This is a genomic window from Mixta intestinalis (assembly GCF_009914055.1).
GTDB classification, from domain to species: Bacteria; Pseudomonadota; Gammaproteobacteria; order Enterobacterales; family Enterobacteriaceae; genus Mixta; species Mixta intestinalis.
The window spans coordinates 1,801,946-1,817,328 of the sequence record NZ_CP028271.1; the positions used below are offsets into that span (position 1 = coordinate 1,801,946).

At 57.3% G+C, this 15,383-nt stretch carries 15 protein-coding genes; 7 read left to right on the plus strand and 8 right to left on the minus strand.

All coding sequences use genetic code 11. From position 1 onward, the window contains the following. Positions 1-15: 15 nt before the first annotated feature. Positions 16-840, minus strand: coding sequence for an iron uptake transporter permease EfeU (gene efeU, locus C7M51_RS08550; RefSeq protein WP_160621404.1), 825 nt, complete (start codon positions 838-840; stop codon positions 16-18). A 229-nt stretch (positions 841-1,069) separates the two neighbouring features. On the opposite strand from efeU, the gene C7M51_RS08555 reads away from it, so the two are divergent. Next, on the plus strand, positions 1,070-1,273 hold the full coding sequence (locus tag C7M51_RS08555; protein ID WP_160621405.1) for a hypothetical protein: 204 nt from the start codon (positions 1,070-1,072) through the stop codon (positions 1,271-1,273). Positions 1,274-1,292: 19 nt separating this feature from the next. Here C7M51_RS08555 and C7M51_RS08560 read toward each other — a convergent pair whose 3' ends face one another. From C7M51_RS08560 to C7M51_RS08580, 5 genes are all read right to left on the minus strand, one after another. Continuing rightward, positions 1,293-1,586, minus strand: coding sequence for a hypothetical protein (locus C7M51_RS08560; RefSeq protein ID WP_160621406.1), 294 nt, complete (start codon positions 1,584-1,586; stop codon positions 1,293-1,295). 200 nt (positions 1,587-1,786) lie between these two features. Beyond that, positions 1,787-2,032: a regulatory protein YcgZ gene (gene ycgZ / locus C7M51_RS08565; protein ID WP_160621407.1), complete on the minus strand. Its 246-nt coding sequence runs from the start codon at positions 2,030-2,032 to the stop codon at positions 1,787-1,789. 82 nt (positions 2,033-2,114) lie between these two features. Beyond that, a complete protein-coding gene (locus C7M51_RS08570) occupies positions 2,115-2,423 on the minus strand; it encodes a 1-acyl-sn-glycerol-3-phosphate acyltransferase (RefSeq protein ID WP_341874757.1) in 309 nt (102 codons plus the stop codon). Between the two features lie 29 nt (positions 2,424-2,452). Then, positions 2,453-3,370: a phosphatidate cytidylyltransferase gene (locus C7M51_RS08575; protein WP_160621409.1), complete on the minus strand. Its 918-nt coding sequence runs from the start codon at positions 3,368-3,370 to the stop codon at positions 2,453-2,455. After that, entirely contained in the window at positions 3,367-3,972 is a 606-nt protein-coding gene (locus tag C7M51_RS08580; protein ID WP_160621410.1) for a CDP-alcohol phosphatidyltransferase family protein, read from the minus strand. The genes C7M51_RS08575 and C7M51_RS08580 overlap by 4 nt, the downstream gene beginning before the upstream one ends. A 320-nt stretch (positions 3,973-4,292) precedes the next feature. Between C7M51_RS08580 and C7M51_RS08585 the strand changes: the two genes are divergently transcribed. From C7M51_RS08585 to C7M51_RS08600, 4 genes are read left to right on the plus strand one after another with little or no spacing between them, the layout of a single operon-like run. Continuing rightward, positions 4,293-5,315 carry an isopenicillin N synthase family dioxygenase gene (locus tag C7M51_RS08585; protein WP_160621411.1) on the plus strand — a complete coding sequence of 341 codons (1,023 nt, stop codon included), beginning with the start codon at positions 4,293-4,295 and terminating at the stop codon, positions 5,313-5,315. Between the two features lie 24 nt (positions 5,316-5,339). Next, entirely contained in the window at positions 5,340-6,143 is an 804-nt protein-coding gene (locus C7M51_RS08590) for a MetQ/NlpA family ABC transporter substrate-binding protein (RefSeq protein WP_160623604.1), read from the plus strand. Further along, on the plus strand, positions 6,136-6,924 hold the full coding sequence (locus C7M51_RS08595; RefSeq protein WP_160621412.1) for a methionine ABC transporter ATP-binding protein: 789 nt from the start codon (positions 6,136-6,138) through the stop codon (positions 6,922-6,924). Before C7M51_RS08590 ends, C7M51_RS08595 begins: the two co-directional genes overlap by 8 nt. Beyond that, positions 6,912-7,580 (plus strand): methionine ABC transporter permease, encoded by a 669-nt coding sequence (locus C7M51_RS08600; RefSeq protein ID WP_160621413.1) that lies wholly within the window; start codon positions 6,912-6,914, stop codon positions 7,578-7,580. Before C7M51_RS08595 ends, C7M51_RS08600 begins: the two co-directional genes overlap by 13 nt. 88 nt (positions 7,581-7,668) lie before the next feature. Here C7M51_RS08600 and C7M51_RS08605 read toward each other — a convergent pair whose 3' ends face one another. Further along, a complete protein-coding gene (locus tag C7M51_RS08605) occupies positions 7,669-8,457 on the minus strand; it encodes a sulfite exporter TauE/SafE family protein (RefSeq protein WP_160621414.1) in 789 nt (262 codons plus the stop codon). 138 nt (positions 8,458-8,595) lie between these two features. Here C7M51_RS08605 and C7M51_RS08610 point away from each other — a divergent pair, with 138 nt between their 5' ends. Beyond that, a complete protein-coding gene (locus C7M51_RS08610) occupies positions 8,596-9,375 on the plus strand; it encodes an AraC family transcriptional regulator (protein WP_160621415.1) in 780 nt (259 codons plus the stop codon). 45 nt (positions 9,376-9,420) lie between these two features. On the opposite strand, the gene putP is transcribed toward C7M51_RS08610, so the two are convergent. Next, positions 9,421-10,905 carry a sodium/proline symporter PutP gene (putP, locus tag C7M51_RS08615; RefSeq protein WP_160621416.1) on the minus strand — a complete coding sequence of 495 codons (1,485 nt, stop codon included), beginning with the start codon at positions 10,903-10,905 and terminating at the stop codon, positions 9,421-9,423. A gap of 434 nt (positions 10,906-11,339) precedes the next feature. On the opposite strand from putP, the gene putA reads away from it, so the two are divergent. Then, positions 11,340-15,290 (plus strand): trifunctional transcriptional regulator/proline dehydrogenase/L-glutamate gamma-semialdehyde dehydrogenase, encoded by a 3,951-nt coding sequence (gene putA, locus C7M51_RS08620; RefSeq protein ID WP_160621417.1) that lies wholly within the window; start codon positions 11,340-11,342, stop codon positions 15,288-15,290. Positions 15,291-15,383: the final 93 nt, after the last annotated feature.

The following is a 15,383-nucleotide window of genomic DNA, read 5'->3' on the forward strand; positions in this document are numbered from 1 at the left end:
CTGACAAAGTAAGTGTTACTGGCTCAGCGCGCGCGACGTCGGGCGGGCAGGCATAAAAAACAGCAGCAGCGCTGGAATCAGATAGAGCAGCCAAACCGCTACCTCGCTGACGGTAGGCGCTTCCTGGTAGCCCAGCAGCCCTTCCAGCAGCGTGCCAGAAAGCGTATGCGTGGAAAGCGTCGTGCTGAGATCGAAAGCAACGTCCTGAAAATGGTTCCAGAGGCCCGCTTCGTGGAAGGCGCGAATCGCCCCGGCAGCCAGCCCGGCGGCGACAAAAATGATAAACAGGCTGCTCCATTTGAAGAATTTCGCCAGGTTCAATCTGACACCGCCCCAGTAGATCAGCGCGCCGATAATTACTGCGCTGAGCAATCCCAGCACCGCACCCAGCGGTGGCGCGATACCGACATCCTGAGTAAACGCAGCCAGTAAGAAAAAGACCGACTCCAGCCCTTCACGCGCCACGGCAAGAAATACCATCAGCACCAGCGCCCAGCCGCCGCCACTTTTTTGCAGCGCCTGATCGACCGCCTCTTCCAGCTGCGCCCTGACGTTACGCGACACTTTGCGCATCCAGAACACCATCCAGGTAAGGATAATCACCGCAATCGCCGCCACCAGCCCTTCAAACAGCTCCTGCTGTTTCTGGGGGAATTCACCGGTGGTGGCGTTGATAAACAGGCCAAGCGCCAGGCAGATCGCGGCGGCGATAAACACCCCCGCCCACATTGCGCCAAACCAGCGGGTACGCCGGGTACGCTTCAGGTAGCTGGCGATCAGGCTGACAATCAGCGCGGCTTCCAGCCCCTCGCGCAACATAATCAGAAATGGAACAAACATGCCGGGGTCCTCAACAGGGCCGAAGGTAAAATGACGTAAAGAAGCGTAAATGTAAACGATACCGATTATCATTATCGGCAAGAAAAAAACAAGTGACCTGATGTGATTATTTGTTAATGGTGAGTATTTCAGGCAGGCTGTTTGTAGCGAAACGGTTGAACAATTGTTTGCCCAACCACTGCAATGATAAGCTGTATGTCTGTTCAGCTCACTCTATGGAGGCGCGCTTTTGGTTGATGAACAGGGGAAAATCGCGGAAGAGGTCCATGCAGCGATAGGTTATGCGGTGTCACTGCTGCTCGCTAACGGAAGGCCGATACATATGCACGATATTGCCGCCCTGCTACAACAGCATGTCGAACTGGCCGTTGACGAGGCGCACAGGGAGCATCTGCTACGCGCCGTTCGGCTAATCGCCGAGAAAATGAACTGAGCGGGAAAACGACTGGCGATTAGTGTTTTTTACTGTCGTCGGGCGAACCGCCCTGCGCAAACAGATACTGTACGCTGTTACTGTCATTGACCGATGTCGCGTTACGCTCGCGCATAACGCTTGCGCTCTCGCGTACTTCAGCAATAGCGCGTTCGCAGGCCAGCCGGCGTGCGTCATCTCGCTCACCAACGGCAAGCGCCTGTAATCGGGTGATAAGCGTAGCGACGGAGACCGCGCCGCCGCCATGCAGCAGCGCCAGCACCGCTTCGCCCATCATAATGTCTTTCAGTTTTTCGTCGTCACTTCTGTTCATATCCGCTTTCCTGGGTCACTCACCGATAAGGACAATACCCTATCAGCGCTAAACGCAGACCCCGTTTGCTATTAACAGCTCACCAGGCCTGAATGCTCAGATTAGCCTGTTATTGCCTGAAAACCAGCGTTCAACGGTGAAAAAGAGAGTGATAACCGGACGATACCCAGCGGGAACGCGGTGAGGCCACCCGGATAATATCAGGCATCGCTGACAAAAAGCAGACGAATAAGCTCTTTGTAATGCTGTTCTTCTTCAGCGCTGCCAGCGACTTCCAGACGACGGAGCAGCTTGGTACAGATTGCCTTGCGATTAAGATTTTTACCCGCATGCAGAATCTCAACCACGATCTTACCCAATGTTTCCTGCTGGGTGGGCAGAGCGGCATTGCTGAAATAACGGGCAAGGTCGCTCGCGGGTGAAGCCTGGTATCCGTCCTGACGCATAGTATGTCCTTCGCTAAGGTTAAAAAACAATCTTCCGACAGAGGACAAAGTTATACAAAACTGACTTATCTGTACAGATTTTTCATGTAGAAAACGCTATTTTTTTGTACACAAACGTAATGTAAGTGTTAAAACAACAGGTTATGTCGTAATTCAGGATATTCAACGTGAACCACGCCAGATAGTTATTGCGCGGGTAATCATCGGCAGCGGCTACCGGATGCACTTTCTGTTGCGTGCGCAGCGAAAACAACGAAAGTAAAACAAACATATCCATATGGCTGTTATGATTGGCGACAATTATCTTTGGCCCCTGCTGCGATAATCGCTCGCTATATTTGACCGTTAGCCACAGCCAGATAACCGGCCAGACCACCAAGCGTGTGAACAAAAACCGCAGCGTGCGTTTTAACAATCTATTCAGTAACTAAAGTAACGGATAAAATGAAAAAAGACCGGCGCGGTAAAAATCAGTGAATCCAGCCGATCGAGAATGCCGCCGTGTCCCGGCAGCAGCGAACCGCTGTCTTTTACGCCAATATCGCGCTTAATAGCGGACATCACGATATCGCCGTAAAAACCGCTAATACCGATAATCACGCCAGCCAGTAGCGCCATATCCCAGCCTAATGGCGTTAAAATCGGCCCGACAAACAGCGCGGCGACGGCGGTGCTGACAATACCGCCCAGCAGCCCGGCCAGCGTTTTATTTGGGCTGACCTTCGGCGTTATCTTAATTCTCCCCAGCAGTTTCCCCCACAGGTATTGCATAATATCGTTAAACTCAGTGAGCCCGACCAGAAACAACACCAGCAGCGCGCCCTCTTCGCTGTTATTCCCCGGCAACACCAGCAAACAGGCAACGTGACCAAAGGCAAATACGGTGGTCATTAGCCCCCAGTGCAGCATGGATACGCTGCTTAAAAAAGCGTGGGTATTGCCGGTCATTACCATGCGCGCAGGCAGAAGCAGAAAGAACCAAACCGGAATGAAGATGATAAATAATCCATACCAGTTCATGCCCACCAGCCAGTAATTAATAGGAATAGCGATAAACATCCACAGCAGAGGAATGCGATCGAAACGGCAAAACGCAATCAGGGTAAGAAACTCTTTCAGCGCGAGGAAACTCACCAGCGCAAAGAACAGCAGCGCCAGCCAGCGTGGGCTGGCCATGGCCAGCGAAAATAATATAATGATGATCCACCATGTGCGGATACGCAATCGCAGCTCACGCCAGTTTTTTTCCGGACGCCGCCAGACCAGCAGCGCGGTAATAAAGGTAGCCAGCAACAGCAGCGCAAAAATAACCGCCAGCGATTTTATCAGCAGCGTCATCTTTCTGACTCCTGCACCATCGCACTACGGCAGCGGTTAATTGCCGTCCAGATCAGCAGCAGAATCGCCGCGATCCAGACCAGATTGCTCCAGGGTGCCAGCGTTGGCCAGAGCGCAAGGCATAGTCCCCAACAGCCAAAAAGCAGCGCACGATCGCTTTTGCCAAGCGGCCCGGCGTAGCTACGCGTCTGGTTCAGCGTCTGCGCCAGCAGGCCGCAAAACTCGGTCAGCACAGTGCCAAACAACAGCGCCAGCACCAGCCAGAACTGGCTCCCGGCAACAAAAATAAACGGCAGATAGAGCGCAATATCTGAAATAACATCGCCGATTTCATTCAATATTGCTCCCAGGCGGCTTGCCTGGTTGCACTCCCTGGCAAGCATCCCGTCCAGTGCATTAAGCGCCATACGAATAAATAAAACCGCAGGCAGCAAAAAGAAAATCTCATGGTAGGGAATAATAATTAGCAGCGCCCCGGCAAATAACGACATGATAATAGCGGTAAGCGTAATATGATTCGCCGTTACGCCGTGCTGGTCTAAAAAAAACATTAACGGGCGTAGCAATGCCTGAAAGGCAGGCTTAATGGAATATAAGGTCATTTTCTTCCCTGATATTATTTTTGATATCACAGAAAAGAGTAACGTTTAACTGCTTTTCCGGGAGGTCTTTGCCGCCCGACAATCCATGTAGCAGGGCGTTACAGAGTTAAGAAGCAGCCAGATAATAGAACATTCCTTCGGGACATTTCAAATATCAAGTTTTTCAGACTGTTGTCAGAAATCTCTTAATATTTTCCGCCAGGGCTGAAACTTTTCTCTGCGCTATTCATCCTTTGCATATAGATAGCACAATTAATTGGTAGTGAAGCACCTGGCGAAATGGCACTGTGCAGGCAACCGTCGTCAACAGGAATATTGCTATGAGCCACACCGCTTCATTAACGCTCCCGGTAATCGATTTCTCGCTGCTCTCAGGCCAGGGCGCGCCGCGCCAGCGGGTTATCAATCAGCTGCGTCAGACCGCCCGCGATGTCGGATTCTTCTACCTGGTTAATCACCGTGTTGAGCAGTCGCTGTTGGATGAGGTACAGCGCGTCGCTCGCGCCTTTTTCGCCCTGCCGCAGCAGGAGAAGCTGAAGGTGGAGATGGCGAACTCACCCCATTTTCGCGGCTATAACCTTGCTGGCGTGGAGATCACCCGCAGCCAGCCCGATTTCCGCGAGCAGTTCGATGTCGGTGCCGAGCGTGACGCCCTGCCGGTCACGCCAGATGCGCCCGCCTGGCAGCGGATGCAGGGGCCAAATCAGTGGCCAGAGGCGTTGCCGGAGCTACAACAGGTGATTACCCGCTGGCAGCAGGAGATGACGCAGGTGGCGCTGGAACTGCTACGCGCGCTGGCCGAAGCGCTACAGCTGCCGCGTCATGCCTTTGATAACCTCTACGGTACTTATCCCAACGAGCATATCAAGCTGATTCGCTATCCGGGACGCAGCGACGCAGAATCCCGTCAGGGCGTGGGCGCACATAAAGATTCCGGCTTCCTGACGCTGCTGCTCCAGGACGATCAGCCCGGCCTGGAGGTAGAGCTGTCGCCCGATAACTGGGTCGCCGCCTCGCCGCTGCCGGGTTCTTTCGTGGTGAATATCGGCGAGCTGCTGGAGCTGGCAACCAACGGCTATCTGCGCGCCACCGTTCATCGTGTGGTATCACCACGCCCCGATCTCGAACGCCTGTCGGCGGCCTTCTTCCTCGGCGCGCAGCTGGATGCGGTGGTGCCGGTTTATCAGCTACCGGAGACCCTGGCGCGTCAGGCACAGGGGCCGACCAGCGATCCGCTTAATCCACTGCTGCGCGAAGTGGGCTGGAACTACCTCAAAGGCCGACTGCGTTCACATCCTGAAGTGGCGCAGCGTTTCTATCCCGAACAGCGCCTGCCGCAATAATTTACTCACCCTGAGAGAAAAATGATGATTAAGCAGACCCTTTTTGCCCTTGCCGGGCTCTCATTACTGGTTGCCCAGAGTCTGAAAGCCGCACCGCTGCGTATCGCCGCCGATCCGGTGCCGCACGCGGAAATTCTGGAGTATGTGAAGCAAATCGATCCGAAGCTGGATCTCGACATCATCGAGCTAAGCGGCGGCGTTAATGCCAATGAACTGCTGGCGTCGGGCGATGTGGATGCCAACTATTTCCAGCATCTGCCCTACCTGAAAGATCAGGAGAAGGCGCTGGGCAAAACGTTCAGCGTCGTGGCCGATGTGCATATTGAACCGCTCGGCATCTACTCGCATCGGGTAAAAAGTCTGGCGGATCTGCCGCAGGGTGCAAACATTGCGGTGCCGAATAACACCACCAACCTGAGCCGTGCGCTACGGCTGCTGGAGGATAAAGGGCTGATTCACCTGAAGGCGCTGGATAATAGCGGCGCAACGCTGGTGACGCCGCAGGACATCACCGATAACCCGAAAGAGATCAAGATTGTTGAGATTGAATCGCCGCAGCTGCCGCGCGCGCTGGATGACGTGGATGCTGCGGTGATTAACGGCAACTACGCGCTGGAGGCGGGTCTGACGCCAGCGAAAGATGCGCTGGGTCTGGAATCCGCCGCCCATAACCCTTACGGCAATCTGCTGGTCACCACGCCACAGCTGGCAAAAGACGCGCGCATCGCCCAGCTGGCGAAAGATCTGACCTCGCCACAGGTAGCGGCATTTATCCGTCAGCACTACAACGGCTCGGTGATCCCGGTTACGGATGAACAGCATGATTAAACTCGACAACATCAGCAAACATTATTCCGGCGCTGCCTCACCAGCGCTGGACAACGTCACCCTTTCCATTGAGGAAGGAGCGATTTTCGGCATCCTCGGACGCAGCGGCGCGGGTAAAAGCACCCTGCTGCGCTGCCTCAACTTGCTGGAGCCGCCCTCGTCAGGGCGCATTGAGATCGACGGGCGCGATATCGCCCGACTCAATCTGGCGCAGCTGCGCCGCCAGCGCCAGCAGATGGGGATGATTTTCCAGCACTTTAATCTTCTGCATTCGCGCAACGTACACGACAATATCGATCTGCCGCTGGAGATCGCCGGAGTGGCCGCCGCCGAGCGGCGCAGGCGGGTCAACGCGCTGTTGCAGCGTGTGGGGCTGGAACAGTATGGCAACGCCTGGCCGTCGCAGCTCTCCGGCGGGCAGAAACAGCGCGTCGGCATCGCACGTGCGCTGGCGGTTGAGCCGCGCTATCTGCTGTGTGACGAGGCTACCAGCGCGCTCGATCCTGAAACCACCGCGTCAATTCTCGATCTGCTGGCCGATATTCAGCGGCAGTTGAATATCACCATCGTGCTGATCACCCATGAAATGGCGGTGGTTAAGCGCATCTGCGACGGCGCGGCGCTGCTTGAGCATGGACGCCTGGTGGAAAGCGGCAGCCTGACGCAGATTATGCATCGTCAGGATGGACGGCTGCGACAGATGCTGCTGAAGGATGGTGAGGCGGACCGTGCCTTTATCGCCCGCTATCAACCGCAGGAGCTATCACGATGCGTAGCATGAACTGGGATCGCTTTCAGGCGCTGCTGCTGAACGCCACTGGCGAAACGCTCTATATGGTGGCGCTTGCCGCGTTATTTACCGTGGCGCTGGGGCTGCCGGTTGGGGTACTGCTGTTCCTGACGCGCCGGGACGGGCTACTACCGCATCGCCCCCTTGCCCTGTTGTTAAACACGCTGGTCAATACCGGGCGCGCCCTGCCCTTTGTGGTGTTATTGATAGCATTGATTCCTTTTACCCGCCTGCTGATCGGCACGACGCTCGGCAGCACCGCAGCGGTTGTGCCGATTACCCTCGGCGCGTTTCCTTTTTTCGCCCGTATCGTTGAGAACGCGCTGGATGAGGTCGATCGTGGGCGCGTGGAGGCGGTGGTTTCAATGGGCGGCAACCTGTGGCATATCGTCAGCCGCGTGCTGCTGCCGGAAGCGCTGCCTTCGCTGGTTGCGGGCGTCACGTTAACCATTGTAATGCTAATCGGTTTCTCGGCGATGGCGGGCGTGGTAGGCGGCGGCGGTCTTGGCGATCTGGCGATCCGCTACGGCTATCAGCGCTTCGATAACCAGATTATGGCGGCGACTATCGTGGTGCTGCTGGCGCTGGTGCTGCTGGTGCAGAAAGCGGGCGACCGTCTGGTCCGGGCGCTGGCCTGGCGACGCTAATCGTTAAGGAGTACCCGGAAACAGAGGATAATGGCGCAAGTTTGAGCCAGCAACTCGTACCAAAGCATCCAGACCGATCGACACTGCACTACAGCGTCATCGCCAGTAGTACAATCAGCAACAACAGCAGATAAATTCGCGCATGCAGGCGATCGGCTACTGTCGGAATGGCGTAGCGGGCAAACAGGATACCGAGGCAGCCCGCCGCGCTGAGCAGCGCCGCAATCTGTAGGTTAATAAAGCCGAGATAGCCACTGTACGAGACCAGATGCAGGCCGCTGATATACCAGGTTACCGCACCGCAAATAGCTACCGGCAGCGAAAGTGGATTTGCCGCGCTGACGCAGTCGCGCATCGCATAGCCATGCCGCCTGAGCAGCGGCACCGTCATCACGCTACCGCCGACGCCAAGTAACGCCGCAACAACGCCGATTGCCGTACCGCCAGCGCCAGTGGTTAACCCCGACAACCTGCGGGCGGCGGGACGGTCAAGAAACCCTTTGCGCATCAGGCAGTCCGCCAGGGTAAACAGCAGATAGCCGATAAACAACCATCTGACTACGCCATCCGCCAGCCACCTCGCCAGCAGCGTGCCGGCAACCGCACCGACGGCGATAAACCAGACCAGCGGAAACAGCGTATTTACCGGCAGGCGTCCTGCACGCCAGTTCTGAAAGCTGGCCCAGCCAGCGTTAAATATCATCACCGCCGTTGAGGTGGCAACGGCGATATGCATCGCATGCAGCGAAAGCGCAGGCTGTCGGCTGATAATCTGATAAACAAACGGCACCACCACAAAGCCGCCACCAAAGCCAAACAGCACGGTAGTAATGCCGGTAGCGAAGCCGACAGCCACAATCAATACGATCTCATTCACCTTATTGTCCTTACAAAAGGGGCGCAAATACCCCATGACCGGAGAGGCGAGAAGCTTACTGGCTTACCTGCGCGCTTCCCATTTCAGCCGCGCTCATTTACCCTTGTGAATCGGTCAAAACGGCGCGGGCGAGTGGCGATGCGAAACGTTCACATTGATGACTATGACGGGATCGATCGTGAAGTCGTGGCGGTGGGCAACGATTATCCCGGCAGCTATCGGCTGCCTGAGCATTGCCACCGACGGGCGCAGCTGTTGTATGGCGCTACCGGACTGATGCACGTTTATACGCAGTCAGGCAGCTGGACCGTACCGCCGCAGCATGCAGTCTGGATACCGCCGCAGACGTCACACAGCGTTACCTTTATTGGCGTAACAACGCGCAGCCTCTATATCGAACCGACCAGCGCCGGGGCTTTGCAAATGGGCGATCGCTGTAAAATCGTCTCCGTTTCGCCGCTGCTGCGACAACTGCTGATCGAGGCGGTGATGCTGACGCCGCGCTATGAAAGCAGGCGCGATAGCTTACTGGTGGCGCTGCTGTTGCAGGAGCTGGCCGCCATGCCGGTCAGAGAGTTTGAAATCCCGCTGCCGCAACAGGCCTCGCTGCTGGCTCGCTGTCAGCAGTTTTTAACCGCGCCCTCTATCCACGACAGCGCCACGGCCTGGGCCGATGCGTTGTTTATGAGCGCCAGCACCTTTCGTCGTCATTTTTTGCAGCAAACCGGGATGTCGTTTTCCGCCTGGCGTCAGCGCGCCTGCGTGGTATTTGCACTTACCGAACTGGTGGCAGGAAAATCGGTCAATGAAGTGGCCCTGTCGCTGGGATATGACAGCGGATCGTCGTTTTCTACCATGTTTCGCCGCGTGACCGGCCAGTCGCCTTCCAGCTATCACCCTTCTGCTATTCGCCGCTGAAAGTGAGTACATGAAGGCCGGTATCGCTACCGGCCCGAAGGGAAGTTAGTGAGTATTAAACTCTGCGTCTGCGGCCTCGAAGCGCGCCTGCGCCTCGGCGGAAGGGCCGCGTCCCAGCAGGCTGATCGCGAAGATAGCGATACTGGCGAACAGGAAGCCTGGAATGATTTCATAGAGATCGAGCCAGCCGTAATGTTTCCACACCAGCACCGTTAACGCACCGATCACCATCCCCGCCAGCGCGCCGTTACGCGTAGTGCGCTTCCAGCAGACGGCGAACAGCACCACCGGACCGAAGGCGGCACCAAAACCGGCCCAGGCGTAGCTGACCAGGCCCAGCACGCGGTTTTCCGGGTTAGAGGCGAGCAGGATAGCGATCAGCGCCACCACCAGCACCATAGCGCGCCCTACCCACACCAGCTCTTTCTGGCTGGCGTGTTTACGCAGGAAGCCTTTGTAGAGATCTTCCGTCAGCGCGCTGGAGCAGACCAGCAGCTGGCAGCTCAGTGTGGACATTACCGCCGCCAGAATCGCCGACAGCAGTACCCCGGCAATCCACGGATTAAACAGAATACGCGCCAGCTCGATAAAGATACGCTCGCCGTTTTCCGTCACGCCCGCTGCCTGTTCAGGATGGTTCTGGAAATAGGCGATGCCAAAGAAGCCGACCGCCACCGCGCCACCGAGGCAGAGGATCATCCACGCCATGCCGATGCGACGCGCGGTGCGGATGGAACGGTGCGAATCCGCCGCCATAAAGCGTGCCAGAATATGCGGTTGGCCGAAGTAGCCCAGCCCCCAGCCCAGCAGCGAAATGACCGCCACGAAGTTCAGGCCCTTCAGCATATCGAGGTTTTCCAGGCTTTTTGCTTCAATCACGCGCAGCGAATCATCAAAGCCGCCTACGGCAATAATAACGATAATCGGCGTCAGCAGCAGCGCGAAGATCATCAGGCTGGCCTGGACGGTATCGGTCCAGCTAACGGCGAGGAAGCCGCCAACGAAAGTGTAGAGGATGGTCGCCGCCGCCCCTGCCCAGAGCGCCGTTTCGTAGCTCATGCCGAACGTGCTCTCAAACAGGCGCGCACCGGCCACGATGCCTGACGCACAGTAGATGGTAAAGAACACCAGAATCACGATGGCAGAGATCACGCGCAGCAGTCGGCTGCGATCCTCAAAGCGGCTGGTAAAGAAGTCGGGCAGCGTCAGCGCGTTATTATGATGCTCGGTCTGCACGCGCAAACGTCCGGCAACAATCTTCCAGTTCAGCCAGGCACCCAGCGTCAGGCCGATAGCGATCCAGCTTTCGGAAATCCCGGAGAGGAAAATCGCTCCCGGCAGGCCCATTAGCAGCCAGCCGCTCATATCCGATGCCCCTGCGGAGAGCGCGGTCACCACGCTACCAAGGCTACGCCCGCCAAGAATATAGTCATCGAAGTTTTTGGTTGAGCGCCAGGCGATAAAGCCGATCAACACCATGCCAAGAATATAGATGATGAATGTCACCAACATAGGTGTACTTACTGTCATCAGGTTCTCCATTTATTATCGGTATTAAGCAGAGGGTTATTTGCCCTGTCTGTCCGCCGGAACGCAGCGGTTTTATTTCATCGTTGTCTCTGTGGCGCGCTATCCTGCCGGAAAGGTACATTGCACACAATGCATTTAACACAGCAGATACATCGAATTCACCTTTCGTTTTCACCTTAAGTGCAGAAGGTTGCACCAGGTCACATTTCAACCGGTTATACCTGTGTCGCAACCGTAAAAGAACGCCAAATTTCAGGCTACTGCATAACTGGCGAGGATCTTGCAGCAAGTTCTGTGCCGCTTTGTCGGATTTAACAAATCAACGTTTGTACAGAGTGTTAACAAGCTCACATTTAACACGGTTGCACAAAGTTGCAACATAGGTGATATTGCGCGTTACAAAGGTTTATATGGCGTTAAGGAGCGTTTAAGGCATGGGAACAACCACTATGGGTGTCAAACTGGACGAATCCACCCGCGACAGGATTAAACTGGCCGCCCAGCAGATCGATCGCACGCCGCACTGGCTGATTAAACAGGCGATTTTCAACTATTTACAACAGCTTGAACAGGGTGCCGAGCCAGCGGAGTTTCCTCTGCAAAACGCCGCCAACGAGGGTGACGAGCCTCTGACAGACGAGCCGCACCAGCCTTTCCTTGACTTTGCGGAGCACATTCTACCGCAAACTGTCGCTCGCGCTGCGATTACTTCTGCATGGCGTCGGCCGGAGACGGAAGCGGTACCGATGCTGCTGGAGCAGGCGCGCCTGCCCACGGCGCTGGCGGAAAAAACGCATCGGCTTGCCTGGACGCTGGCCGACAAGCTGAGGCACCAAAAAGGGGCAACCGGGCGCGCCGGTATGGTGCAAAGCCTGTTGCAGGAGTTCTCGCTCTCCTCGCAGGAGGGCGTGGCGCTGATGTGCCTGGCCGAAGCGCTGCTGCGTATTCCCGATAAGCCAACGCGCGATGCGCTGATCCGCGATAAAATCAGCAACGGCAACTGGCAGTCGCATCTGGGACGCAGCCCGTCGATGTTTGTTAACGCCGCCACCTGGGGCCTGCTGTTTACCGGTCGTCTCGTCTCCACCCATAACGAAGCCAATCTGTCGCGCTCGCTGAACCGCATTATCGGCAAGAGCGGCGAACCGCTGATCCGCAAAGGCGTGGATATGGCGATGCGTCTGATGGGCGAGCAGTTTGTTACCGGCGAAACTATCGCCGAAGCGCTGGCTAATGCACGCAAGCTGGAAGAGAAAGGCTTCCGCTACTCTTACGATATGCTGGGCGAAGCGGCGCTGACCGCCAGCGATGCCAAAGCCTACCTGGTTTCCTATCAGCAGGCGATCCATGCTATCGGCAAAGCCTCTAACGGGCGCGGCATCTACGAAGGCCCCGGCATCTCCATCAAGCTTTCCGCCCTGCACCCGCGCTACAGCCGCGCCCAGTACCAGCGCGTGATGGATGAACTCTATCCGGTGTTGAAATCGCTAACGCTGCTGGCGCGCTCTTACGATATCGGCATTAATATCGATGCTGAAGAGGCCGACCGTCTGGAGCTGTCGCTCGATCTGCTGGAAAAACTCTGCTTTGAGCCAGAGCTGGAAGGCTGGAACGGCATCGGCTTTGTTATTCAGGCCTACCAAAAACGCTGCCCGTTCGTTATTGATTCCTTAATCGATCTGGCGCAGCGCAGCCGTCGCCGCCTGATGATCCGTCTGGTTAAAGGTGCTTACTGGGACAGCGAAATCAAACGTGCCCAGATGGAGGGGCTGGAAGGTTATCCGGTCTATACCCGCAAGGTTTACACCGATATCTCCTACCTCGCCTGCGCCCGTAAGCTGCTGGCGGTGCCGAACCTGATCTATCCGCAGTTCGCCACCCACAACGCCCACAGCCTGGCAGCGATTTATCATATGGCCGGCAACAACTACTATCCGGGCCAGTATGAGTTCCAGTGCCTGCACGGTATGGGCGAGCCGCTGTATGAACAGGTGGTAGGCAAAACCGCCGACGGCAAGCTGAACCGTCCCTGCCGCATTTATGCGCCGGTCGGCACCCATGAAACGCTGCTCGCCTACCTGGTGCGCCGTCTGCTGGAAAATGGCGCGAACACCTCTTTCGTTAACCGCATTGCCGATAATACGCTGCCGCTGGATGAACTGGTTGCCGATCCGGTGCAGCAGGTAGAACGCCTTGCCGCCAGCGAAGGCACTATCGGCCTGCCCCATCCAAAGATCCCGCTGCCGCGCGATCTGTATGGCAATGCGCGTCCTAACTCCGCCGGATTGGATCTGGCGAATGAACATCGTCTTGCCTCGCTCTCCAGCGCCCTGCTGAGCAGCGCCGCACAGCCGTGGCGTGCCGAACCGATGATCGACGGCGAGCTGGGCAGCGGCGAAACGCGCCCGGTGATCAACCCGGCCGATCCTACGGATATCGTTGGTGAAGTACGCGAGACGAGCGAGCAGGAAGTCGCGCAGGCGCTGACCGCCTCGGTGAACGCCGGGCCGATCTGGTTTGCCACGCCGCCGCAGGAGCGCGCCGCTATCCTGGAGCGTGCCGCGCAGCTGATGGAAGGCGAAATGCAGACGCTTATCGGCATTCTGGTGCGCGAGGCGGGCAAAACCTTTAACAACGCCATCGCCGAAGTGCGCGAAGCGGTCGATTTCCTCTATTACTACGCTGCGCTGGTACACAGCGATTTCGATAATGAAACCCATCGTCCGCTGGGGCCGGTGGTCTGTATCAGCCCGTGGAACTTCCCGCTGGCGATTTTTACCGGTCAGATCGCCGCCGCGCTGGCGGCAGGCAACAGCGTGCTGGCGAAGCCCGCCGAACAAACCCCGCTGATCGCGGCGCAGGCGGTGCGCATTCTGCACGAAGCGGGCGTGCCCGCTGGCGTGATTCAGCTGCTGCCGGGCCTGGGCGAAACCGTGGGTGCCCAGCTAACCAGCGACGAGCGGGTGCGCGGCGTGATGTTTACCGGATCCACCGCGGTCGCCACGCTGTTACAGCGTAATATCGCCGGGCGTCTCGATCCGCAGGGGCGTCCGACGCCGCTGATTGCTGAAACCGGCGGCCTGAACGCGATGATCGTTGATTCCTCAGCGCTGACCGAACAGGTGGTGCTGGATATCGTCTCCTCCGCCTGGGACAGCGCCGGACAACGCTGCTCGGCACTGCGCCTGCTCTGCATTCAGGAAGACGTGGCTGACCATACGCTGACGATGCTGCGCGGCGCGATGATGGAGTGCCGCATGGGTAATCCGGAGCGCCTCTCAACCGATATCGGCCCGGTAATCGACGCCGAGGCGAAAGAAAATATCGAACGTCATATTCAGGCGATGCGCGCCAAAGGGCTGACGGTGTTTCAGGCTGCGCAGGAGAATGTGCAGGATCGTAAGGAGTGGACGCAGGGCACCTTTATCATGCCGACGCTGATTGAGCTGAACAGCATCGACGAGCTGGATAAAGAGATTTTCGGCCCGGTGCTGCACGTGGTGCGCTTTACGCGCAGCGAGCTGCCGCAGCTGGTAGAACAGATTAACGCTGCCGGTTATGGCCTGACGCTTGGCGTGCATACCCGCATCGATGAAACCATCACCCAGGTAACGCAGCGCGCCAAAGTTGGCAACCTTTACGTCAACCGCAATATGGTGGGCGCGGTAGTCGGCGTCCAGCCGTTTGGCGGTGAAGGGCTGTCGGGCACCGGCCCGAAAGCGGGCGGCCCGCTCTACCTTTATCGCCTGCTCTCCTGGCGTCCGGAAAACGCGTTGCAGGTGACGCTGGATCGCCACGACGCCGAGCGCACGCTGGACGCCACGCTGCGCCCTGCGCTGCTTGAAGCGCATCGGGCATTAAGCGCATGGGCTAAAGCGAAGCCGGAACTGGCGGCGCTCTGCCAGCGCTATGAGCAACTGGCGCAGGGCGGCACGGTGCGTCTGCTGCCCGGCCCTACCGGTGAGCGCAATACCTATACGCTACTGCCGCGCGAGCGCGTACTCTGCCTGGCGGATAACGAAGAGGATGCGCTGATTCAGCTGGCGGCAGTAACCAGCGTCGGCAGCCGCGCACTGTGGCAAGATGATGAGCTGCACCGCAAACTGGCGCAGTCGCTGCCGGAAGCGGTACGAGCGCGTATCGATTTTGCGCGTGAGCCGCTGGCGCAGGAACAGGCTTTCGACGCGGTAATCTATCACGGCGATGCCGATCGGCTACGTCTGCTGTGTCAGCAGGTAGCGGCGCGTGATGGCGCGATTGTTTCGGTACAGGGCTTCGCCCGCGGCGAGACCAATGTGCTGCTGGAGCGTCTGCTGCTGGAGCGTGCGCTGAGCGTTAACACCGCGGCAGCAGGCGGCAATGCCAGTCTGATGACTATCGGTTAACACACCGGCAGAAAGCCATCTCGTTATTAATGATCGGGCCACCTTCAGGGTTGAAGGTGGCTTTTTACTTTCCAAGGCTATAGCGAACAAGGC